15 protein-coding genes and 5 pseudogenes are annotated in these 25,810 nt (G+C 66.5%); 9 read left to right on the plus strand and 11 right to left on the minus strand.

The genetic code is table 11. The annotated features are described in order from the left end of the window. Window positions 1-90 precede the first annotated feature (90 nt). Entirely contained in the window at window positions 91-555 is a 465-nt protein-coding gene (locus OG453_RS37720) for a RidA family protein (RefSeq protein ID WP_266873041.1), read from the plus strand. 11 nt (window positions 556-566) lie between these two features. Here the strand turns inward: OG453_RS37720 and OG453_RS37725 are convergent, their stop codons facing one another. Further along, complete coding sequence (locus OG453_RS37725; protein ID WP_266873042.1) at window positions 567-1,403, minus strand: PhzF family phenazine biosynthesis protein; 837 nt, start codon at window positions 1,401-1,403, stop codon at window positions 567-569. Between the two features lie 67 nt (window positions 1,404-1,470). Next, on the minus strand, window positions 1,471-2,142 hold the full coding sequence (locus OG453_RS37730) for a proline hydroxylase (RefSeq protein ID WP_266873043.1): 672 nt from the start codon (window positions 2,140-2,142) through the stop codon (window positions 1,471-1,473). 516 nt (window positions 2,143-2,658) lie between these two features. Here OG453_RS37730 and OG453_RS37735 point away from each other — a divergent pair. Next, window positions 2,659-3,475: pseudogene (locus OG453_RS37735) on the plus strand (IS5 family transposase). Window positions 3,476-3,484: 9 nt separating this feature from the next. Here the strand turns inward: OG453_RS37735 and OG453_RS37740 are convergent. Further along, entirely contained in the window at window positions 3,485-6,370 is a 2,886-nt protein-coding gene (locus OG453_RS37740; RefSeq protein WP_266873044.1) for an alpha/beta fold hydrolase, read from the minus strand. Between the two features lie 768 nt (window positions 6,371-7,138). On the opposite strand from OG453_RS37740, the pseudogene OG453_RS37745 reads away from it, so the two are divergent. The 3 genes and pseudogenes from OG453_RS37745 to OG453_RS37750 form a co-directional block, all read left to right on the plus strand. Then, window positions 7,139-7,243 (plus strand): annotated as a pseudogene (locus OG453_RS37745) (DUF3626 domain-containing protein); the annotation flags it as partial. Continuing rightward, on the plus strand, window positions 7,223-7,618 hold the full coding sequence (locus OG453_RS45245; protein ID WP_323178727.1) for a transposase: 396 nt from the start codon (window positions 7,223-7,225) through the stop codon (window positions 7,616-7,618). The pseudogene OG453_RS37745 and the gene OG453_RS45245, both read left to right, overlap by 21 nt. Window positions 7,619-9,193: 1,575 nt before the next feature. Further along, entirely contained in the window at window positions 9,194-9,850 is a 657-nt protein-coding gene (locus tag OG453_RS37750; protein ID WP_266873288.1) for a hypothetical protein, read from the plus strand. Between the two features lie 101 nt (window positions 9,851-9,951). Here OG453_RS37750 and OG453_RS37755 read toward each other — a convergent pair. The 6 genes and pseudogenes from OG453_RS37755 to OG453_RS37780 all read right to left on the minus strand — a co-directional run. After that, window positions 9,952-10,320 (minus strand): annotated as a pseudogene (locus OG453_RS37755) (integrase); the annotation flags it as partial. A gap of 515 nt (window positions 10,321-10,835) precedes the next feature. Further along, window positions 10,836-12,278, minus strand: a complete 1,443-nt coding sequence (locus OG453_RS37760; protein ID WP_266873045.1) for an alpha/beta fold hydrolase — start codon at window positions 12,276-12,278, stop codon at window positions 10,836-10,838. Continuing rightward, the gene (locus tag OG453_RS37765; protein ID WP_266873046.1) at window positions 12,275-16,420 is read right to left on the minus strand and encodes a tetratricopeptide repeat protein; all 4,146 of its coding nucleotides are present in this window, start codon (window positions 16,418-16,420) and stop codon (window positions 12,275-12,277) included. The genes OG453_RS37760 and OG453_RS37765 overlap by 4 nt, the downstream gene beginning before the upstream one ends. 323 nt (window positions 16,421-16,743) lie before the next feature. After that, window positions 16,744-17,295, minus strand: a complete 552-nt coding sequence (locus OG453_RS37770) for a transposase (protein WP_266873276.1) — start codon at window positions 17,293-17,295, stop codon at window positions 16,744-16,746. Continuing rightward, window positions 17,292-17,831 (minus strand): winged helix-turn-helix domain-containing protein, encoded by a 540-nt coding sequence (locus tag OG453_RS37775; protein WP_266873047.1) that lies wholly within the window; start codon window positions 17,829-17,831, stop codon window positions 17,292-17,294. The genes OG453_RS37770 and OG453_RS37775 overlap by 4 nt, the downstream gene beginning before the upstream one ends. A 147-nt stretch (window positions 17,832-17,978) precedes the next feature. Then, window positions 17,979-18,190, minus strand: a pseudogene (locus tag OG453_RS37780) (hypothetical protein); the annotation flags it as partial. Window positions 18,191-18,285: 95 nt separating this feature from the next. On the opposite strand from OG453_RS37780, the gene OG453_RS37785 reads away from it, so the two are divergent. The 3 genes and pseudogenes from OG453_RS37785 to OG453_RS37795 all read left to right on the plus strand — a co-directional run bounded on the left by OG453_RS37785 (window position 18,286) and on the right by OG453_RS37795 (window position 20,306). Beyond that, window positions 18,286-18,741, plus strand: a complete 456-nt coding sequence (locus OG453_RS37785; RefSeq protein WP_266873048.1) for a hypothetical protein — start codon at window positions 18,286-18,288, stop codon at window positions 18,739-18,741. 166 nt (window positions 18,742-18,907) lie between these two features. Next, window positions 18,908-19,992 (plus strand): annotated as a pseudogene (locus OG453_RS37790) (integrase core domain-containing protein). A 23-nt stretch (window positions 19,993-20,015) separates the two neighbouring features. Then, window positions 20,016-20,306 (plus strand): hypothetical protein, encoded by a 291-nt coding sequence (locus OG453_RS37795; RefSeq protein ID WP_266873049.1) that lies wholly within the window; start codon window positions 20,016-20,018, stop codon window positions 20,304-20,306. Window positions 20,307-20,471: 165 nt separating this feature from the next. Here the strand turns inward: OG453_RS37795 and OG453_RS37800 are convergent, their stop codons facing one another. Then, entirely contained in the window at window positions 20,472-22,181 is a 1,710-nt protein-coding gene (locus OG453_RS37800) for a M4 family metallopeptidase (RefSeq protein WP_266873050.1), read from the minus strand. A 4-nt stretch (window positions 22,182-22,185) separates the two neighbouring features. After that, window positions 22,186-22,668, minus strand: coding sequence for a hypothetical protein (locus OG453_RS37805; protein ID WP_266873051.1), 483 nt, complete (start codon window positions 22,666-22,668; stop codon window positions 22,186-22,188). A 233-nt stretch (window positions 22,669-22,901) separates the two neighbouring features. On the opposite strand from OG453_RS37805, the gene OG453_RS37810 reads away from it, so the two are divergent. Next, complete coding sequence (locus tag OG453_RS37810) at window positions 22,902-25,727, plus strand: AAA family ATPase (protein WP_266873052.1); 2,826 nt, start codon at window positions 22,902-22,904, stop codon at window positions 25,725-25,727. Window positions 25,728-25,810: the final 83 nt, after the last annotated feature.

A 25,810-nucleotide genomic window follows, 5' to 3' on the forward strand; every position in this document is an offset into this window, starting at 1 on the left:
AGGTGGTGAGTTCCCAACCACCGCAATCCGTGTTCCATGCTCCATCCCTGGTGGGAGAATCGCGCTGTGTTCCAGGCCACTGGGGGTGCCATGAGCGTTGACGTCCACCGCAGACTCGCTGAGCTCGGTTTCCAGCTCCCTTGCGTGAGTCCGCCCAAGGGGGTGTATGCCCCGGCGGTGTGCAGTGGTCGGTATGTGTATGTCTCCGGGCAGGTCCCCATGGTGGATGGCGAGTTGGCCGCTGTCGGCAAAGTCGGTGCCGAAGTGTCGGTCGAGAGGGCGCGGGAACTTAGCGGTCAGTGTGGCCTGGCCGCGCTGGCTGCCGTGGATGCTGTGATCGGGCTGGACGCGGTGGTGAGGGTGGTGAAGGTGGTTGGCTATGTGTCATCCGCTGAGGGCTTCACCGATCAGTCAAGGGTGGTCGACGGGGCGAGCGATCTCTTCGTGGCGGTGTTTGGCGACGCCGGGCGGCATGCACGCAGCGCTGTTGGTGTTGGCGTGCTGCCGCTGGGTGCGCCAGTGGAGATTGAGGTTCTGGTGGAGGTCACGGGTTGACATGGACGTCGCTACAGGGGCACTGCGGTTCCGGTGACCGTGATGCCGCTGGACGACTGCGCCGGCACACCTACCGTGATGGTGCTCGGGCGACCCATGTCGTACCCCTGGTAGACCGTCAGGGTTGCAGGAGGGGAGACCAGCTGGAGCTCTCTGAGGTAGCCGCCGAGGGCTGCGGCCGCTGCGCCGGTGGCCGGGTCTTCGACGACTCCGCCGGGTGGGAATGGGTTCCGCGCGTGGAAGACAGTCGGCGACTCTCGCCACACCAGGTCAACAGTGGCCCAGTCGTTGCGGCGCATCAGATCGGTGAGCGCAGGCATGTTGTAATCCAGATCCGAGAGCCGTCCTCGGCTGGCTGCTGCGATCACAGGATGCCAGGCGCCGGCATAGGCCGCGCGTGGCGGCAGTTCAGGGTCAAGATCGGCGGCCGGCCAGCACAGTGCAGTGAGCAGCTCGGCCAGGGTAGGGGGCTTGATCGGTGCCGTCCGAGTCTCCACGCTCACCAGCGTGGCCACAACCGAGCCGTCCTGCGTGCTGCGCGTAGAGACGGAGACTGGTCCAGCTTTCGTTCGGAGCCGCAGGTCTCCCACCCCGTGGAGCTGTGCGTACGCGACGGCCGTGGCGATAGTGGCATGGCCGCAGAACGGAACCTCGGTGAGCGGACTGAAGTAACGGACGGCGAGGCTGCCGTCGTTGAGCGGCACCACGAACGCCGTCTCCGAGAAACCGACCTTCGCCGCCGTTGCTGCCATCGTCGGTTCGTCGATGTCGGTGGCGTCCAGCACTACCCCGGCCGGATTTCCGCCTGACGGATCGGTGCTGAAAGCTACATAGCGCAAGAGCTCCATTGCCTGAACCTAGCGGTGTGGCCCAGGCGCGTCAAAGTACCTGGTCGCAACTCCATACCAAGCTCTGTCAGCCCCAAGTCAACAATTCGCCGATGTCGCTCATAGCTACGGCGAAACCCAGTGCGATACGCCGGGAACCCCGGCTGGGACGGACTGCATGGTAATAGCGAGGATTGATCAATATCGCTTCGCCGACTTCGGGCTTGAGTTCGATCGACTCGGCGTCGCCGACTACTGCCTTGTCGTAGCCGTATGAATGGGGTAGACGGAACGCCTCGTCGGTGGGGCACCATAGATGCCGCCACAGGACCATCTCGCCGCCGGATTTCGGAACGCTGAGGTACAGGTTGAACGCAAACTGGGCGACTAGCGGCGCATCTAGAAGATCACCGGAGAACTCGCGCAGTGCGTCGTCGAAATGGACCTGGAATCCTTGGTTGGGCTCGCGGGCCACGCCGGGACCCATCTCCCGGCCATCGTGGTGGCCCACCACCACGCCCCTGGGCCAGTCAGTCCCCAGCGCGTCGCGGCACTCCTTGTACGGGTCGAACGGAAGTCCGAGTGCAGGCCAGGCTTGGCGATGAGCTTCCAGTGCATCCCAGTAGCTGCCGGCTACCTTGCCGTTTCTTCGGTGGTCACTGACGCCGATGCCGTATCGCAGCACGGGTGGGTCCACGCGCTTGCTGCCGTACGAGTCGAACTCTCTGCTTTCCAGGGCCCGCAGTGTCTGCTCGCACATGGGCTGTGGCATGCAGTCAGGTACGCGAATCGCGGCACACCTTCCGGCTGCGAGATCAGTGATCTGTTCGTGTTTGAACGCGGGCGAAGTGACAGCACGGAAGAACGGATCATGTAAGTCGCTAGAGGTCATTGGTCTGCCCCGCTTCCCCGCCTGTTGCTATGCGGGACTTGGGCCACTTATGGCCCGGAACGCTGTCTTGGCGGCAAGCTCTAGGGCTTGGTGATCGGTTTCCATCGCTTCCAGTGCGATTCGTCGCCCGATCTCCGATTGCTTCTCCTCAAGAGCGCTTCCAGGGGCGCCCCACTGCGGTAACTGATCGTTCTCCGAATCGGTGTGAACCGTAGTCATCAACGCAACCCTCCGTGTTGTTCAATACACGTTGCGTTACCAAGGGTGGCGGTTTACCTAGGCTACGCGCAAGCCCCTGGCAGGATGACTCATTCTCATCAACTCGCCTTGGGTGGAGGGTGCTTAGACGTTGTCTTATGTGGTGAGGCGGCGTAGTACCTCACCATGGGCCAGGGGACGTGGAGTTGGATCGTTCCGGACGGGCTGTAGGGATATCGCGAAGCCGTTGCTCCCCGCCGTCGAGAGTGCGACCGCAGGGCGGCGGGACGCGGGATACGCCTGATGAGACGCTGTTTGCCGCGATCGTCTACGTGCTGGTCAGCGGCTGTGCATGGCGGGCGTTGCCGCCGTGTTTCGGAGCGTCGAAGTCGACCGTGCACCGGCGCTTCGCCATCTGGTCTCGAGCCGGGGTCTGGGGCCGGCTGCATCAGAAGGTTCTCCAACTCCTGGACGAACAGGACCTGGTCGACCTGTCCCGTGCAGTGCTCGACTCAGCTCACGTCCGCGCTAAAAAGGGGGCGAACTTGCAGGTCCGAGCCCCGTGGACCGGGGTAAGCCCGGTTCCAAGATGCATGTCCTGTCCGACGCGAACGGACTGCCCCTACGGGTCGGGCTCTCCGCGGCCAACACGCACGACAGTCTCGCTCTGAAGCCGATGCTGTCCCATTTCCACATGGGACACGCATCCCACGCGACCGATTCCAAGCCCCAGCGCCTACACGCCGACAAGGCGTACGACGTCCCTCACCTGCGGCGATGGTTATGGGGAAAGCGCATCGGCGTCCGGATCGCCCGCAAGGGCCTCGACTCCAGCGAGCGGCTCGGCCGCCGTAGGTGGATCATTGAGCGCACCATGTCCTGGCTGACCGGCTACCGCCGCCTCAACCACCGCTACGAACGGAAACCCGGCAACTACCTGGCCTTTCTAGGCCTGGCATCCGCCCTCTGCTGCTACAAACGGTTCCTCAAACTGACCATGTAGGACACGGTCTTAGTGTTCGTCATCCCCGTCAGAGCCTTGGATTTCCTTGAGGGTCTTGTCCAGGAGCTGTTGGGTCCGCCTCCTCAGGGGATTGTCAGGGGGCAGCACTCTGTGCTGGTCCACCACCAGGTCCCTGAGCTCCCAGACTGCCTCTCGGGTACGCCCCAACCTCAGTAGGGCGAGGCAGAGGGTGTGTCGGAGAAGCATCATCCGGTACGAGTCTGCGGGTTGCGCGGTGTCACTGAGGGCGCCGCGCAACTCGATCTCGGCATCCCTCGGGTTCTGGTGAAGCAGGCAGCGCGCCAAAGTGAGCCGCGCCCACAGGACTTCCGGATGCGAGGGCGGCCACTTGTTGCGCCGGCAGATCTCAAGTACCTCGCGCACCTCGGCCTCTGCGTCGGCTGGGCGGTTCAGCCCCAGGAGCGCGCGGGCCAGGCTGTGCCTTACGACCAAGGTGTGGTGGTGCTCTGGGCCGCTTACCCTGTTTTCCGCCTTGATGATTGAGCGCAGCAGCTGCTCTGCCTCTTCCACCCGGTTCTGTTCAAGGATGGCGCGGGCCAGCTTGTGACGGCTGGCCAGAGTGTCGGTGTGGTCTTCGCCCAGGAGGCGCGTGCGGGCGGCGACGACCTGCTGGAGCTCCTTCTCCGCGGCGGTGTGTTCCTCGCTTTCGAGGGTGATGCGACCCTTCTCGTGCCGGAGGCCCAGGATCTCCCGGTCGTCCTTGTGGAAGCCGAAGGAGGTGCAGTTGGCGACGATTGGCTGCATCACCTCTCGGGCTGGTCCTAGCAGGCCGGTTGCGATCCAGTAGCGGGCGGTCAGCCGTATGAGCTCCAGGGCGTCGACGAGCACGCTCCGATCCTCCAGTCGCAAGATGTCGAGCAGACTGCTCTGTGTTACGTCGACGGAGTGTGGCGCGATCGCTGCCCACAGCGGCCAGTTCGATGGGCTGTCGGGGTCCTTGCCTTTAATGGCGTCCAGCAGCATTCGCGCCGCCAGACCGTAGTAGTCGGTGCGGCGCCGCTGCACGTCCTCGTCGTCCCGCAGTACGCCGTGGACAACTGGGTGCAGGGTCAGGACATAGGGCAGTTCTGGATCATTGACGTCTGCGCGTTCGTCTACGTCGACCAGGCCGAAGTCTTCGAGCTTCTGTAGAACAGAACGGCGCTGTGCGGTCGAGAACTCTGAGAAGAGTGGTGACTCGGCCGGTGCTTCGCCGTTCAGCAGGCAACGGTAGGGGATGGGTGCGATGTTCAGACATGCGAACACCTTGAGCATCGGCGCCGCCTGGGGCACGCCCTGCCGGGTCAGCAGATCCAGAGCGATGCCGTACGTCTTCTCGACGATCTCCCGTCCGAGCAGCTCACTGAGGTCATGGTCACGGGTGCCTGGCGCGGATTCGAAGTGCCGCTTGACGGCCTTCCTGTAGCTCTCGAAGTCCCTGATGCCCTCGTCGTCGAGAGATACCGTGCCCTCGCTGACTACCTTCACGAAGTCAGCTGCGGCACGCAATGCCAGGGGCAGGCCACCGAGCTCGACTGACAGCTGTCGGGCCTGCTCATTCGTGCCACCGACGCCGTTCGTGCGCTCCAACAGCATTGACGCGCCGTCGTCCTCGTCGAGCAAGGGCACCTGATGTACATGGCTCCAGGACCCCCATGTGTCCTTGCTGCGGACGCGGCTGGTGACGATGACCATGCCGCCATCAGTGGCTGGCTCCCGCAGCCATCCCGTTCCGTACGACACCGGCCCGTCGCGCGGGCCTAGCTGTTGCGGATCGTCAGCGTTGTCGAGGACGAGCAGCCAGGGCTCAGGGGAGGCGTCGAGCAGGCTCCACACAAGGTCCGTGGAGGTGCTCATGCGCCGCCAGGCTTGCTCCACCTGGGCTGCCGGCGCTCCCAACTCGTTGGCGACTGTCCGCATGCAAGCACTGAGTTCGGACGCCGAAACCCACCAGACCCGGCGCCGAGCTAAGCGTGCACGGTCCGCGATCTCGAGAGCTACCCGGCTCTTGCCCGAACCTCCTAGGCCCGCCAAAATGTGCACCCTCTGCTGTGGGGGCGATGACATGACCGAGGCGACGAGGCTGAGCCGTTCCTTACCCTTCAGCTTGCCCTGCTGCAGTTTGCTGTAGGGCGGAAGTACGGATTGGCCTCCTTGTTGTTCGGGGGCAGGTTCCGGCGGGGAAGGCGGGATAGGTTGAGTCCGCGGGGCAGCGGCAGACAGCAAGGCGGTCCGCACAATACGGTACGACTCGGCGCTGCGACCGGTCGGCTGCACGATGGAGAAGTGATCTGCTGCGACCACACCGCCGGATGGAAAGACGCCCCGGGCGACGACGGGCGGCACGATGTTGTCAGCGGACCCGCCGTAGGCCTCTATGGGGATGGGGCATTCCTTGCCGCTACAGCGGCGTGCGTGTGCCACGCCGCTGAGCACCGTTCGCTGAGCCTCCGTCACTGAGCGGTCGAAGGGCCGCAGTTGGCGTTCCTGTGGGTTCCTCCAGATGACCCTGAGGAACTTTCGCACCGTCAGGAAGAACCCCGATCCGGTGTTGGGGCAGGCGAACATCGTGAAGTGCTTGATGCGGGTGAGATCGCCCCCCTCGCCGTGCCACAGCTTGCGGGCGAGGAACCGCTGGACGACCAAACCACCCTGGCTGTGGGTGACCAGGACAATTGACTCGGCGTCACCAACCTCCGTCTTCAGGTAGGTGTCCAGTTGGTCGGCGATGTCATCCGTTTCGGCGACTCGCCGATCCGGGCGCAGCCGCGCGAGAGGCGAGTCGTACTGGAAGCAGTGGACGGTGACGCGGCCGGACAGTTCCGGATCGGTGGTGATGAGCTCCCGAAAGGACGTCCATACCTCGGCCGAGGAGAAGAGGCCGTGCACCAACACCAGGTGAACGTGTAACGATGCCACCATCTCGAACCTCCGCAGCCAGATTGCGAGTTGATCCCCGACGGACCGGTCGCAAGGCAAGGCAGCAGTCAGACCAATCATGCATGAGGGGCAACCAAAGGAGCCAGGAGGTTGGCGCTGCCTGATCTGGGAGAGAGGCACCCCGGCTTCGTCATCCCTCGTACGGCGGCCTGCGGTGGGTGCACGAGGGGCGGGCAAGTGGAGCGGGCGTTGTAGTGAATGATGAGGCAATTGCCGTAGACCGAGATGGCGCCTGCGTTCCCTGGCGCCGTCTCCCCGTACCCGGCACTCTGGAAGGAGGGCCCACCGGCTGAGCGGGAGGCGCCATGCGGGGCATGTGCGAGTGCTCGGCCAAGCCAGAGGGGCAACCCGAGCAGCGCGAGGTCGTGTGTAAGCCCCGCGTCATTGAGTCTCCCGAGGTGGTCTCTCGACCCCGAGAGGCTGAGTTCCCTACCCTCGGTAGCGCGCCCCCCCAAGGTCGAGTCGGGTCTCTCCAGCGTCGGCTTCGCGCAAATCCGGTTCGGTCGAGGCGCGAACCGGCGGGCCGCCATGCGAAACCTGCTGTGTGAGGCTCGCCGGATCGTGGCGCGCGCCGAGCCTGGGAAAGTGACGGAGGCGCTTGAAAGTCGCCTCAGGCACATGTTGATAGGGAAGATACCTGCGAAGACCATCCTCTTGTTGGCTATGGGGCCGGAGCAGCCCGAGGCGCGTCCAAGCAAGCCTCCGGAAAAGCCGGGGGACAAGCCAGTGGAGTGTCATCCCGGCTTCCGTCTCGGAGCGGATGATCTCTGCCGTCATCCTGGCTACCGAGGCCAGGAGTACGTCGACTTGGGTGCGCAGATCGCGGTCACTTCCGCGTCCGTGCAGGACCGCGCGGGAGGCTGCACCGTCTTGGCCTGGCTTATGTCTGCCTTCCGCACGGGCAGCCGGGTGTGGGCCGATGGAGTATACGCCAACTCCGTTGATTTCACGCTGCTTTCATGGGCCTGCGACGCGTTGGGTATCGTCGTGGAGATCGTGAAGCGGACCGATGATGTCGGGGGCTTCAAGGTCCTGTCCTGTCGCTGGGTGGTGGAGCGAAGTTTCGGCTGGCTGGTCGGAAACCGTCAGCTGGCCCCGCGACTACGAACGACTGACTGCGACCTCCGAGGTCATGATCAAGGTCGCGATGATCCGTCTGATGCTCGTCCGGCTTGCCGAGCAGTCATCGTGGTGGAGCTATGAATCCCCCCGCTCGACCGCGCGAACCAAGACCACCCACGACCTCATCGTGGCGTAGTCAAACGGCCACCCGACAGGTTCTCAGGCTGAGTTCATCCACGGACAACGGCCGAAGCCTGCTCGGGACCGCGGCGGGTGCGCGGCTCTGCAGGGTGCTGGCGCCCTGACGCCACTGCAGGGGGACTCAAGCGATCGTGAACCTCCATCAGGCGACGACCTGGTGTAGATCGCCGGGTGTACAAACTCGCGCAGGCGTCGGCTGTCAAGCCCGCACCCAAGCCATTGACCGGCTCCAGGCCGGTCTCGTCACTGTCGACCCCGGCCTGTGAGGTTTCCCCGTGTCCAAGATCGCGGGGAAACCTCAAGCCCTTCGGGTCGTGCGGAGCGTGATGTGGCGCAGGCGTTCACTGCGAAGACGTCCTAACCTGCAAAGGCGGAGTCCGATCTCTTCGCACGACGTTTGGTCCGCGACTGGTCCGGGAGACGCTCCCTGAGGTGCCGGCCGGTAGCACGGAAAGTTCAAGCGACTACAGACGGTAGGCGCCCGTTCGGATGTCTGGGGAGCAAAGAGCCTACAGACAGACCGACTTCAGGCTCTAGAAGAACCCAAGCTTCTTAGGGCTGTATGAACAAAGAACGTTCTTCGTCTGCTAGTGGTACATGCCTGACCTCGCTTCTGACCTGCGATAAAGGGTGGAATCGCCTGCTGTGAAGCCGAGTTGGTCCGCGCCTGGTCCGGATCTTGGTACGTGGCCTATGGTGTAGGCGTGCGAGTCCTGCGGTACGACGTGGCAGAAATAGTCGGAACCGTCTCTGGTGTCCACGTGGTCCAGGTCAGGAGTGTTTGGCTTGGTCAGGTCCTTATGGTGCAGGCGCGTCGACACTGCTGGTGACACGCATGTGACCGCCGTCACTGAATTGGCCCCCTGCCGGCTCGTTCCGGCGGGAGGCTCTGCGTTCGGGGATGGGGCCGGTTGAGCGGTGGTCGAGAGGTTTATTCTGCTCCGGTTGGCGGTTCCGGACTGCGAGGCGCGCGAGGCTGTAGCGACGCAGCCCGGAGCGGGACACCGGGCCAACGTTCCGCGGTGACGCAGGAGCCGAATAGGCATGGCGGGCCCGTTCAGGACGCCGCCGACGAAGTCCTTGCCGACGGCCCAGCAGTTCAACGGAGGTTTTGGCGTGCAGCCAGGACGCATCGCCGCGGACCCGGGTCGAGGCCAGGAGCGCACACGGAATGGGCGCCGGCCGAGTGGCGTAGTTACCCGCACCCTGCCAGGAAGCAGCCGCGATGGGGAGGCCATGCTCCGTATCGTGCGGCAGTGGCGCGACACTCCCGGTCTGCTCAACGACCCCGTGCCTAACGGTGCGGCAGACCATGCTGGGCGGTCGTGTGGTGCCGGAGTCCCCCGATCAAGTGAGCAGCCCGGCTGCGTCGTTCGGCCCGGCGGCGGTCGCGGGATGTGGGGAGTTCCCTGATGCCGCTCGCCGGGCCCGAGTGCTGAGCTGGGAGCGGCAAGCGGCATCGCGTGAAGGGGGATCACTGATGAGTGCTTCACTGTCCGGGCGAGGGCACGGGACATGAGGATCGTCGCCGGCTTGGGCCGGCTTGTTCCGCGCCGCCGATGCGCCGCCGCGGTCGGGAACGGGCAGGCGCCGCAGGGCGCCGACCCCACCCCTGACCAAGTGAAGGCCGTGTACCAGGAGATCTGCTTGAGTTATCGCGCGATCGACGACTTCCGCGCCAAGCTCCTGAGTCTCCTTCCCGCGGTCTCTGGAGTGGGCGTCGGCGTCCTGCTCGGCAAGGATCCCGGCGAGCCAGAACCGCTCTGGCTGCCGATCGGACTCTTCGGCACGGTGGTGACGCTGGGGCTGTTCGCCTATGAGTTGTACGGCGTTCAGAAGTGCGGCGGCCTCATCGCCGCAGGCCGACGGATCGAACAGAACTGGAATTGCGTTGGGCAGTTCGACGGCCGCCCGCATGCTCTCGCCGGTCTGGTCAACGAACCGTTCGCTGCTGCCCTCGTGTACCCGGCGGTCCTCGCCGGCTGGATGTATCTGGTGCTGGCCGACTGGAGCGAACGCGGGGCCGCCATCATCGTGGTCGGCCTCTTCGGCGGCCTCTTCGTGTCGGGCTCCTCGCTGTGTGTGCGTATGCACCTGCGGGACACGAGGGAACGCGAGGCAGAGGCTGCCCGGCGCCATGTGGCCCGTCCCGAGCCAGGGACCGCACCGTGAGCACCGCCGATGGTTCCGCTCAGCTGAACCTGTTGGGAAGCTTCCAGCTCATGTACGGCCGCGATCCGGTCGACGTCGTCGCGGGTGGGCAGCGGGTGCTGGCTCTCCCGAGCCAGGCGCAGGATCAGGGCGCGGATCGAGCGGACGGTGGGCGGGCGGCCGCGTCGTTTCGGCGCGCAGGTTGCGGCATGGCGTTGCTTGAGCAGGGAACGGTGCCAGCGCAGGATCGTCTCTGGTTGTACCAATAACAGGCGGTGCCGCAGCTTCTCCACGGGCAGGTGGGGGAGAAGGCCGGCGAGGATGGTGCGGTCGATGTCGGTGAATGTGGGCTTGCCGACCTGGCGTTGCAGGACCAGTAGCTGGTGCCGCAGCGTCAGTATCTCCACGTCCTTCTCTCGGTCGCTCATCGGCAACAGGCGTAGCAGGGCGAGGGCGTTGGACATGGCGAGGTAAGTCAGGCGCAGCAGCACGGCAGGTCATGATGCCGTTACCGGGCAAGGTGAAGGGACAGTGGGGGAGCGACGGGCACGGCCGAGATCAGTGATGAGGCCGTGACCTGGCCGGATGAACTACCGGCACCTGCAGTGCTGTGTTGGAGGACACCACCGAAATGCCCCGCCCGCTGTCTGACCCGAAGACGCCGCTCGGTTTCCGGCGTGACGGCCGCCCGATCTTCCCGATCCTGGGCGGTGATCCGATCGACTCGTCCAACTTCCCGCCGCCGGCGAGCCGACCATCACGGCCGTCGACCAGAAAATCCTGTCGTGGCTGCTGGCCCGCGACAAGGTCCAGGGCGGTCGTACGGCATTCGAGAAGCTCCTGGAGACGCTGGGCTTCGACTGAGTACGAACATGCCGCATGACTTGGGCGGACGAGCGGGAAGAGGGGTCACGCCGGAGGGCGCCGGCGGTCGGTGAGCTGGACGCTGACCTGCGCAGATGAATAATCGGTCCGCACAGTGCCGTACAAGGGCGGTTGAGCGGTCTCACAGGATGTGCAGTCGGCTAAATTCGGGCAGGCCGCCCGCGGCCAGCCGCGTCTCCAGCTCCTCGGCGACGTCGTCGGGGAGCTCGGCGAGGTCGAGATAGCCAGGGTCGTCCAAGCACTCATCGGGGGTGGGACCGCTGCCCGTCAGGAGGGGCGTCTCGTTCGACCACGATCCGCCGGCCAGATGTTCGTCCCGCGGCGTTTGTGGAAGCTGCATGGCGGTGCCAGACAGGAAGCGGAACACGTCCTCGTAGACCTCCTTCACATTGGGGAGGTCGGCGTGCTTCACCGGTGCGTATCGGGTCTCGCCGGTCCGCTCGAGAATCGCGGACGCCAGCGGGACGCGACCGTCCCCCTCGCGGTTGACGTCGCCGGGAACCCGTGAAGTCACCCGGTCCATGTGGGTCCAGAGGTATCCGAACTGCCGCTTGTACGCAGTCCTGAAGAGTGTCTTGAAGCCCACGCCGGCGATCACGGCCATCCGATCGCACAGGTTCTGGTCGAGATTTTCGTGCCACTCGGATCGGCTGCGATGCTGTGCAGCAGCGTAGTCCAGCACGGTCTGCAACCGCCCCTCCTGCTCCGGCGTGAGCCCCAGGTGCCAGCTTCTGGCGTCGTACAGATCGAAATTGGCGCAGGGGTGGGCGGTGCCCGCCCTGTCGCTCGTTCCCGGGTAGACCCCCTCGGGAGCGGGGAGCAGCTCAAGAACGCCCCATAGCGAGCGGAACGTCTCCCGGCTGAGGTAGCGGCCGAGCAGGGCCATCAGGTGGAAGCCCCAGAGATGGTTCTTCAGATATCCAGCGACCGCCGGCGCGCCGTAGTGCGGCGTGCCCATGAACACCATCTTGCCCACGTGCCGCCACAGTTCCGGATGGAGCATGAGGGCCGTCTGGACGACCAACCCGCCCATGCTGTGCGCCACGAGGTGCACGGGGCGGCCGGAGTTCTGCGCTTGGGCAGCCAGCACGGTCTCCCGCAGCCGCCGCGCGCTGACCGCCAGCGGCTTGCGCCAGTCGTACGCGAAGGCCAGGTGACTGAAGCCTTCCGCCCGCTCCACCGCGGCCAGGAAACCGCTGTAGCTCAGGTCGACTGCCACAGGGCTGATCCTGGCGCCGGGCTCCGCGTCGTTCTGGCCGTTGGCTGCCAGCTGCAACCGATCGATACGGTCGCGGCTGCGGATGTCCAACCACCAGACGCCGCCAAGGCCCTGACTTGCGAGCACGCTGCCCATGACACCGGGCACGAAGATCAGATTCGGTGCTGCCGGGCCGGCCAAATGCGACGTGACGCTTCGGGCGAGTGCTTGCAGCTCGCCCAGTGCGCCTGCACCGAGGAATTCGCGCAGCTCCGGCTCAAGGCTCGGGTCCAGCGCCTGCCGCCACTGCTGCGATGCATCTGTACGCAGGAACGCGGCGATTCTGTCGTACTCAGTGCCTGTCACTGCGGCCTCCGCGTCGCCAGGTTGATGCGGTCGTCGTTGAGGTAGCTGTAGAAGAGGCCGCCTAGATTGCGGTACTCGTCCCAGAAGAATTTCCGGGCCTGGGCGGCTGCTTCGCCCGCCGTCATTGCGTTGCTCCCCTCCATGGCGCAGAGGAAGTGGAAGAACGCGGTCGCGAAGCGCGCGGCGAACTGCACCGGGACCTTGCACTCGGTGCCGATGTACGCCTGGCACTTGCGGTCGAAGAACAGGTCCTCGAACTCGTTTCGGTATACGGGGTCGGCGATCGAGGTGTCGCAAGCGTTGAGGAATACCAATGGATTGCCGGTGAACTCCCTGGTGCCGATTTCCTCCAGGTCGATGACGTCCTCAGCCGGGTTCGTGCTGCCGAAGCGGAGGCCCGGTGGATGCCCCGAGACCTGGTTCGCCTTGCAGTAGAGGTACAGCAGAGTGACGTCCGGATCGGGATTTGCAAGGAAGTCGCACACTTGCTCCTTGCGGCGCTGGTCACCGGTCGGCAGCACCCGCGGACCCCAGTGCCGTACCGCCTGCCGGTGCTCTCGCGCGGTCTCGGCGGTCACGTCGTCACTGCGGCCGCCCCAGTACAAGAGGTGGGCGTGGGTCCCGGCCCGTCCCTCCGTGCTGCCGCCGAGCACACGGTTCCTGCTGGTCCGGTAGGCGAGGTGGGCGATGCGCTGTCGCAGGCCCAGGAAGCCGCGTGGGTCCGTCCAGCGGTCGTTCTCGAGCGACGAGGGAGCCCTTTGATCCTTGTAGAGCAGGGCCCAGGGCAGGTGTGGCAGATCCTGACCGTTGCGGTACCAGTAGACGCGCAGCGCGTCGCCCGGTTCGAGGCGGTCGATCTGCTCGCGCACTTTCGTGCCCCGGGGGAACAGTGCTCCGAAGAGCTGGCGCCCGTGGTACGCGAGGCTGGCCAGCTCCCTGCTCGTCTCGATGCCGCGCCAGGCCTCCAGTACCTGCTCCGGCGCCGAATTGACGGGCTCCCGCCAGGAGTGTCCGGGTGAGAACCGTACGAGCCGTTCTCGAAGGTCGTCCACAGACACCGCGTTCAATTCGTCCGAATACCTGGACCGGAAGCGCTCGAGCGCGCTGTGCACATACTTGATGTGCCCGCGAACCTTTGGCAGGTCCGGTTCCCACGCCTCTCCGTCGTGGTCGGAGAACTCCGGCTTCCATTCGCCAGTCGTCGTCCAGTTGTACATGACCGTGTTGCCGAGGATGTTCAAGGTGAGGGTGGTGTCGGCGGCCTGCCAGGTCTGCTCCGGCGCTGGGTTGAGCGCCCGGGCCGCGCTCGCCTGGTTTACCTCCGCGCGGTGAATCAGGGAAGCCGGCTCGGCGGCGGGGGGAACGGGCAGCGCCGCGTCGTCGGTCTCCGGCGCGCGATTTCGCCCCCCGTCGTCCACGCTGAGATGGATGGTGACCTCGCGGTATATGTCGTCGCCGGCGAACACCATGACCTGCAGCTTCGGCCCGTTTTCCGTCAGCGGGACGAGTTGCATCCGGACCGTGTCCGAGGCGCCGTGCGCAGGTATGGCGAGGTCGAAAGTGCACGTCCATTGTTCGTGGTCACCCGCGGCGACGGTATCGACAGTGACAGGCGCATCCGTTGGATCCGTGTCGTCGGCCGAGAGGCGGACGGTCGTGGACCAGACGATCCAGCGGGTGACGAGGCCTGCTGGTGGTATGTCACCGGCGGGGATGGGTTGTGAGCCGCCTGCCAGGTTGCTCGGCATGACAGGGCCTACTTGGAAGCACCCCGCGTACATGGAGCCGACGCGCAGCGGGGTGTCGCCTTCCGCGATCCAGAAGTTGATCGACTTGCTGTCGATGTCATCCAACTCGGTGGGCGAGGGCACGAGCGGGTCAGCTGCATGGTCACCGGGCTCGGGGGGACGGCGGTTGGACTCTGCCAAGCCGCCCGCGGTTGGTGTCCGTAGCCCGGGCTGCGATTCCGAGCCTGACCGGGACAGTTCGGCCTCGGAGCGCTTCACCCCGACCTCGTCGCCGTATCGGGCGAACAGCTCCCGTGCCTCCCCGACTCTACGCGCCTTGGTATCGCAGTCCGGAAGCGACGCCGACACGAGCCAAGCCCACGCCTCGCCGAGCCCGTTGCCGATCTCCTCGAAGACATCGGCGGCCTCCATCAGCTCGCGGCGCCAGGCCGGCACGTCGCCGAGCGCCTGGTGGCAGCGTGCGCGGATGAACGCAGTCCAAGCCACGCCCTGCCGGTCGCCGTAGCGCAGATGCCGGTCCTGCGCCCGGTCGAGCAGGGAGAGTGCTTCAAGGGCGTCATGGCCGAGCAGCTGCGAGCGGGCCTGCTGCATCAGGCACCAGCCTTGCCCCGGCCCGTCCTGCGTGACCTCGAACCCCTTGCATGCCTCCTCCAACAGGTCCCTGGAGTGGCGCAGGTTTCCCTGCCGCAGCCAACTGGATGCGAGCAGCAGCTGTGCCCAGGCCTTCCCTCGCGGGTTGCCGTGCAGTTCGTGCAGCTCGATGCTCTTATGCAGCAGCTCGGCGGACTCATTGAACATACCGCGGTCGCAGTAGACGGCGCCCAGCACCTGCAATACCCAGGCCTTTCGATGCCTGAGGTCGTGCCGGCCCAGGAGCTTGCGGGCCTCCTCCAGTCGGGTGGTCGCCTCCGTGAGCCGGCCCTGATGGTGCAGCGTCACGCCGATCTGCCGCAGCGCCCAGGCTTCACCTTCCGGATCGTGGCTGGCGATGAAGCTCTCCCGAACGCGCTCCAGCCGTTCGACGGAGTCCTTCAGTCGACCGGCTCGACGCGCGGCGATCCCCAGGCCCAGATCGACCTCCCGACGCACGGAATGGTCGACGTTCTTGAGTCCGCCGAGCATGTACTCGATGATTCCCAGTGCGTTCAGGTCCCCTTGGAGTGTGAAGTAGTCGCAGAGCAGCCTGATCAGGTCACCGGTGAGCAACGGGTCCGTGGCTGCGGCGTATTGGAGGGCGGAAAGGATGGCATCCAGCTCGTCACGGAACCAGTTCAGCGCCCTGTCGGCCGACGGGAAGGGCGCATACGTCTTCAGGCTTCCATCGATGAGCGGTTGCAGCTGAGCGGTTAGCCTTCCGTAGCCTTCCAGCAGCCGTTGGCCGGCGGCGAACCGGCTGTCCTCCGCCTCGCTGCTGCCCTGGGCCATCAGCGAGAGTTCTTCCGCGGCGAAGTACCGGACCGAGAGGTCCAGACGGTAGCGCCCCTTGGATGCCTGTCGCAGCAGCCGTCGGCGCACCAGGGCGTCCAGAAGCCCCTGCACCCGGTGGCGCCGCATTTCGTCGGGCACCGTAGCGTTCTGATCGAGCAGGGTGGCAGCGATCAGCACGTCGACGGTCGGCGCCGTGGGCACGGACAACAACCGCAGTAGGCGCTGCTGCTCCGGGCTCAGATCCCGATACCCGAGGGTGAACGCGGCTCGCGTGATGTCAGCCGCTGTGCCGCCCATCTTCCGCAGTGTGGCAGCCAGCTCCGGCAGACCCATCCCCACACCGTAGGCAGCACCGGCGAGTTCGATGGCCAGCGGCTGGTGCAGGCATGCGCTGATGACGTCGTCGAGGTCCCCGCCGCCGGGCACTGGGCGTGCCGCCGCCCGGCGGAAGATTTCATAGCCCTCCTTCCGGTCCGGGCGCTCGACGACCTCGTGGTTGTGGGTTATGGAGTGCCCGAGGTCGACGGGGCAGGGCGTGAGGCTCGTAGCGATCACCAGGCTCGCGTCACCGCTCGGCAGCAGGGCCTCGACCTCCTCCCAGTAGCCGATGTCGTGCAGCACCAAGACGGTTCGACGCCCCCTGGTACGCATTCGGTAGCTGTCCTCGAGCGCGTCCTGGGTGAGGTCCCACGTAGGTTCCTGTACGGAGTTCTCCAGCTCCCTGCGGAGCTGGAGGAAGCGACTGCGATCGCCTGGAAGCATGCTGCCGAGTCGCAAGGTGAGTCGCTTGGTCTCCGGATACTGCTGTACCAGACGGTCGGCCGCCGCTTCGGCGAGCGTGGACTTGCCTATGCCTGGAGGGCCGTGCAGCACGATCACCGCTGGTCCCTGGCCGTGGAGCTGTTGCGCCGCGCCTAGAACGTCGTCCAGGGCATTCAGGGCAGCAGGACGGATTTCCTTGGTCATGTCATCCCCCCATCAGTGCTCCTCACCACCGTGAGGTCATTCCCCCGCACCGAGTGGAGTCAAGTATGCCCCCGATGGGGCAAGTTGCCGCATTTATCGGAGAAGGATCACGGAGCGGCTACCCGGCTCTAACAGTCGAGGCGAACACGAGATTGAATTGGGTCTAGCTCGCGCTGAGGGAACGCTGCCGATCAGGCGGTCCTACGTTGTTTGTGGGTTGGACGGGCCACCCCCTGTCGCGGTTGACATCAACCGCCCTGCCGAGCGTGCAAGGTGTGGGGAGGTCGAGTGTCGGCCGTCAACCTACGCAGTAGGCGCAGGAGTTACTGAGCCTGAACTCGTGGTGTCGTCGGGTTGAGGGATAGGCCGGTTCCGGCGAGACATCCGTCGATCAGATCGTTGCGGTACTGGATCGTGCGCAGACCGCGCCGGACGGTCTGGACCAGGTGGTCGGGGCTGGTGAAAGCGATGTTGCTGAGCCAGCCGCGCCGTAGCAGGGACCAGATGCCCTCGACCGGGTTGAGATCTGGTGCATAGGAGGGCAGTTGGTGGACGGTCAACCAGTCCCGCTCGGCGATCCAGGCGCGCATGCGGGAGTCCAGATGCACGTTCAAGTTGTCCCAGATGAGCACGATCGGGCCGCCGAGTTGCTGGTGGGCAACCTGCAACAGATCCCGGTAATTGGTCCCGGCGAAGGACTTACGTCCGTCGCGCCGGCCGTCATCGCGGCGGGGCCGGTAGATCAGCCGGGAGCTTTCGCCCTGTTTGTAGCAGGTCAGGGCGGCGATCGAGACCCGTCGGCGGGAGCGGCCGCGGACCCGGATGACGGGTGTCTGCCCGCGCCTCGCCCAAGTGCGGGCGATCGGCGGCGTCATCGAGAAGCCGGACTCGTCCTCGAAGACGATCCAGGCGTCGAGCGCCGCCGCGGTGCTTCCACCAGCGGCCAAGTCTCCTTCACCCAGCCGGTGATCGCCTCATCGTCGCGCTCGAGGGCCCGCCTGGCCGGGATCTGACAGGAGAAGCCGTGGCGGATCAGCAGCTTGCGCACGCCCTGGATGGTGTAGCTCTTGTGGAAGCGACGACCGATGACCGTCTTCACGCGGGTCAGCGTCCACCGCTGATCCGGCCAGCCATGCGCGACCGGGCCCTTGACCAACTCTGCTTCCAGCTGCGCAAATTGGGCCTCACTCAGACGTGGTGGCGAGGCCGACCCAGACGAGCGCAAGGCCCGTGGGCCGCCCTTCGTCCACGACTTCCGCCACCGTTGCACCGACCGGACGCTGACCCGCAGATCCTTCGCGATCACCGAGCTCGGCTCACCAAGGGCGAACCGCTCGGCCGCCACCTGCCGAATGCCCTCGCGGAACTCACGCCGCTCGTCCGCCAGACCGCCGCCCTGCGCGTACCTCATGACAACGGCATACCGCCAGGATCAAGACCAGTCAGCAGCTACGACACCACGAGTTCAGGCTCAGTAGGTATACGTCTACCCGTCATGGGGCGGCACGGTGATGCGCTCGCTCGTGGCGCTCGGGGGCGGGGTGTGCTCTGGGGGCCCTTATGAAGCTTCTATGTCTCGTCCCCCCAACTTCGCTGCGGCAGCGTTGAGGTGACGGTAGAGGCGTCGGGCGAGGCAGAGGAGCGCTTGGGTGTGGTGCTTGCCCTGGTTGATCTTCTTGTCGTAGTAGGTCCGCGAGGCCGGGTCGGCCAGTGCGGCGAACGCGGAGAGGAAAAGGCTCGTTTGATCTGCTTGTTTCCTCTGCGGGAGGGCTGGCACAGGTAGACGATTCGGCCCATCTGCCTGCAGGTAAAGGCCTCGTGCGAACGGTCTCCCCAGCCTCAACGCCTAGCTCTACCCTCCGGCCATGGACTGGGCACCTGCCGTCAGTACCGCGCTCGGAGCACTCATCGGAGTCTCCGCCACACTCCTCGCCGACCGCGCACACTGGAAACGAGACACCACCGAGCGGGGACAAGACGCCACCCGAGCCCTGTTCATCGGCTTCCTCACCGCCATGTCGCACGCCCGCACCCAAATCTGGACCGCCAGTATCAGCGACGACGACGCTAACCAGCGTGCCCGAACGGCACGCGACGCCCTCCAAGACCACGACGTCTTCACCAAGCTCAACGAACTGGTCCTCTGCGCCAGCCCTCACACAGCCGACCTCGCTCTCGAAGCTGGAAGACGCCTCGTCGACTACCGAGACGCAATTGTCGCAGCAACACGGGATGACACCGACCCCGAACCAAGCCGCAGTGCCTACCTCGTAGCCAGAGGTGCACTCATCACCGTTATGCGCGAAGAACTCGGCAGCTAACGAGCCCGTGCACACGCAGGGCCGGTTACGGATCAACAATCCACCCCGCAAACTGGACGTCAGCTGGAGCTATCTGAACGAGCAGATCGTGTGCCGTTCTAAAACTCATCGCTACTGCTCGGAGGCGGTCTGGCGCTGCATCATCGTCTGCTGGGCCCCTGGCCGGGTGATCGTTTCGCTGGTGTACCAGGTGACGGGAAGCTGCTCGTGGTTCGGGCGGTGTTGCTACGCCGGGACGCGGCCAAGGATGCGGAATCGTTGGTGCTGCGGCACGAGAACGCGGTGCTGCGCAGGCAGCTCACGAAGCCGGTTCGTTCGCTACGAGTGGGCGGATCGTCTGTGGTTCGCAGGGCTGTCCTCGTTGATTCCCCGGCGCCGTTGGGCGCACGTGTTCCCGGTGGCGCCCGCGACTCTGCTGGGCGTGGCACCGTCGGCTGATCGCCCGGAGGTGGGACTGCAGCGAGCGCCGGAGCAGGCCCGGCCGGCCGTCGACGGTGCGTGCGGCGAAGGCTCTGGTGCTGCAGCCCGCCGAGGGGAATCCGCGCTGGGGCTGTCGCCGGATACAGGGCGAGCTCGTCCGGCTCGGACACTCGGTCGGCGCGACGACGATCTGGGCCATCCTCACCGCGGCAGGCCTTGATCCAGCCCCTCGTCGCAGCGGTCCCACGTGGCGCGAGTTCCTGACGGCCCAAGCCGAGGCCATCATCTCCTGCGACTTCGTCCACATCGATCTGGTGGATCTGCGCCGGGTGTACGCGCTCGTGTTCCTCGAGCACGGCACACGCCGGCTGCACATCGCGGGAGTGACTGCCCATCTCACCGGATCTTGGACGGTGCAACAGGCGAGAAATTCTGCCGTCGAGTTGGGTATGCGGGCGCACTCGCTACGTTTCCTGCTCCGAGACCGGGACGCGAAGTACACCGAATGCTTCGATGCGGTCTTCGCTGCGGACGGCATCCAGGCTTTGCAGAGCGCGCCGCAGGCCCCCAGGATGAACGCCCACTGCCAACGGATCATCGGCACCCTGCGGCGCAAGGTCCTCGACCACCTCTTGCTCTGGAACGAGTTCCACGCTCGGTACACCCTCGATGCGTACGCCCCGGCATGACAACGGTCATCGCCCCCACCAGGCTCGCCGACAACTCCCTTCCCTTGCCCAGGAGCACCCAGCGCCCAGCCTGTCCATGCACCGGTTTCTACGCACTCGAATACTCGGCGGCGTGATCAACGAGTACAGAGATGTAGCCTGACCAGGGGCGATGGGTTTTCGAACGTGCACAGGTTCGAGGTCGCGGTCATCACCGTGCCCACCCCGCATACCGACCGGGTCCCCGACCTGACCTGCGTACGGGATGCCGCCCAGCTGCTCGCGACCCGCATGGAGCCGGGAGCGACCGTCGTTCTGGAGTCGACGACTCACCCCGGCGCCACCCGCGACGTCCTTATCCCGAATCCCGACTCTCGAAGCGGGCACCGCGCCCCAGGTGCGGGGGACCATTCCCGCGCCCGCGGGGATGGTCCCCCGATCTCCTGGTCAGCCTTGCTCGTCGGGGCGGCCGCATGAAGGTGAACGCGCACTGGGCACGGCGAGGTAGGGCAGTCGCAGCAGCATGATCCAGGAACCTGACACGCCGGCGCGGGAGCCGTCGGGCACTCACCAGAAGCAGCAGATCACGGGCCATGGACGGGGTATTCGGCACTCGCAACCTTGGGAAATGCGGTTCGCGGTTCAGAGGATCCCGACCGCGTCGAAGGCCGCTTCGACCGCGGCGACCTTGTCTGCCCGCTGCTCCGCGGGCAGGGCGCGGAACAGTGTCCGAGCGCTGGCCACGACCGCGCGTCGGCTGTCCGTGAACTGCGAGGTCCGCGACAGCCGCTGCGTGAGGGCCAGATAGAAGATGGCCGCCACCTCGGCAGGGCTCAGTTTCAGTGTGCCGTCGTCGGCCTGCGCGGTGAACATGTGGAAGGCCGCTTTGTTGTGGATCCCGCTGTTGACGTGCACCCCGCCCCAGTCACCGGCCCGGGTGTTGGGGAGCACGCGGAACTGATTCGTGTGTGCCGACTGCCCGAAGCGAGGCGGGTCCGACAGGTCGCGGAACGGCCTGTCCCCGGGCAGGAGGTTCTCGCCCAGCAGCCAGTTCCAGGTGCGGGAGTCCTCGTTGCCCGCGTTGGCGACGATCGTTCCGAAGATGTCGGAGTAGGACTCGTTGAGGGCCCCCGACTGGAATGCATACTCCAGGCGCGAGGTGTGGTCCGTGACGCCGTGGAACATCTCGTGCGCCACCACGTCGATGTTGGCGGACAGGGAGCGTAGTTCGTCTCCGGGCCGCAGCACCTGGCCGTAGACCATCTGCTGACCGTCCCAGAAGGCGTTGATCCATTGGTTGGGGCCGGGGCTGCTGTCGGCGACGACGCAGTTGATGGTCGACCGCATGGGACCGCCTCGGCCGTCGATGTTGTCCCGTCGCAGCACCGTGCGCAGAAACTCGGACACCGCGATCGCGTTGGCGTGGGCGCTGACGGCGCCTGGTGACCAGGGCGGCGGGTTGGTGATGATGCGGCCCGGCAGCTGGTCATGGTCAACGGAGGGATCGCCGAAGTCGAAGTCGAAGGTTTGGACGTTGTGGAGGGGGTCGTTCATCTCCAGGTTTGCGCCACGCCGCGAGGTGAGGAAGGTGCGTTTGACGTCGAAGCTGTCGGTCGCCGTCTGCTCTTCACCAGCGGTCATGCTGGGGGTGCGCGGCAAGATGGCCACGACGTGCCGGTCGTGGGCGTCCACCACGTAGTCGACGAACCGGGGCGGCTCGAGCTCGCTTTGCTGGTCCGACCTAGGCTCAGCCGTGCGGTCCAGGGTGACCGGCACGTCTTGGAGGATGTACACGAGCCGCCAGTGGGACGCGGCGGCGTCGAAGTAGTGGTTCAGGCGAGGCACCACACCGGCCAGGTCGAGTGCATAACCGTCCGGTGCGGCGTCTGCCGCTGCCAGGGCGGCGCCCGGCGAGACGGTGGCGACCGGGTCAACCCCCTGGGGCTCGCCAAGAGCGGAGTCGATGCCGACGAGACCGTTGGCCTTGTCGAGTTCGACGGTGACCAGAGACCCGTAGACCGGGATGTCGTTCAGTGTCTGACGGAACTTCACCGTGCAGGTGTCGGTGAGCGGGATCGTCTCCGTTCCGATCGTCTTGAACCGGCTGGTGACTCCGTTCGCCACCGGAGCATTGAACGACGGCACCACGTCGCTTGCCAGGGCCTGGCCCAGGTAGCGGCGCGCCGCCATCTCGGGGTCCAGGTCGCGCTCACTTTCGAGCCCCTCCGGCCTGACGCCCGGAGATGCGGCGTGCTCCTCCTGCAGTTGCGCGATGGTGCGGGACGACGACTCGTCGAACGTGTGCAGCGAGAAGGTGCTCAGGCCGTTGTCTGCGGCTTGTTGGTTGGGCATGACGCTATTCCTTCTCGAGCAGGGTGTGGGGTTTGGCGAAAAGCTCGCTTTCGACAAGGTGCAGCGCGTGCAGTGGGTGGGGCGATACCCGGAAGCCGGCTGAGGCCGCCACCGTCCGCTCCGCCGCGCTCTCACCCACGAACAGGCAGCGGGCGGCGGGGACAGCGGCGCGCTCCTGTCCGAGCTTGAAGAAGGCAGGCTGGGATTTGTCCAGCCTCTCGACCGAACTGAACAGGCAGAGGCGGGGTTCGACCAGACCCGACAATCCGGCATCGGCAAGCACCTGGTTCATCCTTGCCGCGCTTTCGTCACCGGTATTCGACATCAGCCCCAGTGACACCGAAACACCCTCACCTCCTGCCCGCAGCCGGGCCAGGACGCCGGGAACGAAGCGATACACGTCGAGACGGGCGAGGTGCCCGTTCTCCATCACCGCGCTCGCCAACGTGTCGCCGATGTCAAAGAAGACCGCCAAGTCCCTGGCCATCTGCCCCCCCCGTTTCCCTCACACCTCAAGCTTGTGTATCCGCTGACAAGACACGGTCGGGACCGCGCCCTATCCGGAAGAATCTCCTCATTCAGGTCAAGTGGTCTTGTTGTACCTTTTGCTGCTCTTTACCGCGTAGCATCGTGAGTTCCCAGCACACCGTCAACCCTCGGTCTCCCGCATCGGGGGGTGGCGACATCGACCGTGTCGACGCCACGGGGGGTGGGAGCGCCATGGACAAGGGCGACCTACGAGCGGACACGGTGACGACCGACGCGGGGGCTTCCGGGTGCCGCACGGGAGACGGCCCGCAGGATCCCGTCGGGCGACAGCGCGAATGCGAGCTGCTGGACGACGTGTTGGCGGCGGTGGCCGAACGGGGATCGGCGCTGCTGTTGTGCGGGGAGCCCGGCATGGGCAAGAGCCTTCTGCTCGACCGGGCGGCCCGGCGCTGCGGCACGCGGTTGATCCGAACGTGGGGGAGGGAATCGGAAGCGGTCCTGCCCTATATCGCGCTGGCGGATCTGCTGCTCCCGCTGCGCGCGCATTTCGTGGACCTTCCGGTCACCCAGCGACGCGCGCTGGAAGCATGCTTCGCCCTCTCCGAGGCGACCGAGCCCCATCCGTACGCCGTCTGTGCGGCGACCCTGGGCGTGCTGGCGGCAGCCGGGGAGGAAGCCCCGGTCGTGGTACTCATCGACGACCTGCACTGGGTGGACCCGTCCTCTCGCATGGCGCTGCAGTTCACCGCCCGGCGCCTGGCAACCGAGCGGGTGGCGCTGATCATGGCCGTGCGGCCCGAGCCGGACGACGAGGGATCCTGGGACGGGATACCGCAGATCACCCTCCGTCCGCTGGACGCCGACGAGCGCCGGACCGTGCTCCGGCGGCAGGGCCTGGACCCGTTCCAGCCGGCTGCCGAGCGGCTGGCCAGGATGAGCATGGGCAACCCGCTGGTTCTGGTGGAGTACGCGGCCGCCTTGGAGCAGGTCCCGGAGCAGCCGGGCGGCGTGTGGGGCGAGGGATGGGCGGCGCCGGGGCCGCTGGTGCAGCGTGCGTGGTGGAGCCGCATGCGTCCGCTCCCGGCCCGCACGCGTGATGCCCTCGTGTACGTGGCGGCCTGCCGTTCCCCCGAACTTGCGGTGCTGGAACGGGCGTTGACGGCAGGGGGGCTCTGCCTGGCCGACCTGGAGCCGGCCGAACAGGCGGGACTCATCCAACCTGAACACGCCGGGTACGGGCTGCGCCATCCCGTACTGCGTCCGCTGGTCCTGGGGCGTTGCACGGTGGCGCGGCGGCTGCAGACCTATCGGGTGCTGGCGGATGCGTCATCGGACGAGCTGCGCACCTGGTATCTGGCCGCTGCGGCGACAGGCGCCGACGAGGAGTTGGCCACGGCGCTGGCGAACGAGGCCCTACGGGCACGCCAGCGGGGAGCGCTCGGCGCGGCCGCGCATACCTGGCACAGGGCTGCGGAGTTGTCGGCCTCGGCGTCCGGCACGACGGCGCGACTGCTCAACGCGGCCTGGGATGCCTTCCGCAGTGGTGCCACCCGCGAAGCGCTGAAATGGAGCAAGCAGGCGCAGGACTGCAATGACGACCCGCGCAGGGCCGCGGACATAGCCTTGCTGCACGGCCAGGCGCGCACCTGGCTCGGTGACCCGATCGGCGCCCACGAGTCGATGGTCTCCGCGGCGCGCGCGGTGGAACCAGTGGATCCCTCCAGGGCCTGCCTGTTGTACGGCGGCGCAACCCTGCCGGCCGTGATGGACGGCCGTATCCCGCTGGCCGTGGACACCGCTGAGCGATGCGCCGCGCTGGCCGCGCACGACGCCCCGGGCCAGGCCCAGTTGGCGACCGTGCTCCTGGGGGTCACGCGAGCGCTGGACGGCCGCGTCACCGAGGGCCGGGAACTGCTCCTGCGGGGCCGTGCCGCGCTGCACGGGGACTGGCCGGTGGAGAAGCAGCAGATGGCCGTCCAGATAGGCGAGGGGCTGTCCTGGGTGGACGAGGACACCCCTGCGCGCGAACTGCTGGGCGTCGTGGTCGACCAGGCACGTCGCGATGGAGCACCGGCCCTGCTTCCGTACGCGTTGGCCGGACGGTGCGAGGTGGAGTCCTGGAGCCGGTGGGCCGCGGCCCGCGCGGACGGCGCCGAGGCACTGAGGTGGGGGCGGGAATTCGGGCATGCCGCCATGACGTCGTACACGTTGACGCTGCTGGCGCGGCTCGACGGCCTGCGCGGAGACCGGACCGCGTGCGAGGAACGTCTCGCGGCGTTCGACCAGTACGGCGGCCGCGGCATTCAGGGCCTCACCCTCTTCGCCGAGGCTGCCTCGGGTTCCGCGGCGCTGGCCACCGGAGACCTCGACGCCTGCCGTACGCACCTGGAGTGGGCCTTCAAGCTCGCCGGTGAACTCGGCCTGAACAATCCGAACCTGCTGCTCTTCGTCGCGGACCTGATCGAGGCCCAGGTCAGGGCCGGCGCCCGGGACCGGGCAGGCGAGCTGACCGCATGGCTCGGCGAACGGAGCAGTGCCACCGGACTTGCCTGGCCCGAAGCCGCGCACGCCCGGTGCCGGGCCCTGCTCGCGGACTCGGCGGAGGAGGCCGAGACATGGGTGAGCAGGGCCGAACAGGCCCATGCTCGCCGGGAGATGACGTACGAGCGCGCCCGTACTCGGCTGGTCCACGGCGAGCTGCTGCGGCGTTTCCGGCGTCCGGTGGCGGCCAGGGAACCCCTCATCGCCGCGCAGCGGGCGTTCGCCGGTCTCGGCGCCGTCAGCTGGGCATCCCGTGCCACGGCCGAGCTGGCCGCGGCCGGGGTCCGGACCAGGCCGCGTGACCTGAGTACACCGGTGGTGGACCTGCTCACGTCCCAGGAGCTGCAGGTGGCGCGGGCCATCGCCGAGGGCATGAGCAACAGCGAGGCGTCCACCGCGCTGTTCCTTTCCCGCAAGACGGTGGAAGCCCATCTGACGCGGGTGTACCGCAAGCTCGGTATCCGCTCCCGCTCGGATCTGGCCCGCACGCTGGCCCGGATCGGCCTGGTGGCTTGAGGGAGTTCCCCGATGCGGCGGACGGGCCTCCGTGGTGCCGGGCACGAGCCGCGGCGAGGGCCGCGTACCCGCTCGTAGGGAGT

It is taken from the genome of Streptomyces sp. NBC_01381 (genome assembly GCF_026340305.1).
In the GTDB taxonomy this organism is placed as follows: domain Bacteria; phylum Actinomycetota; class Actinomycetes; order Streptomycetales; family Streptomycetaceae; genus Streptomyces.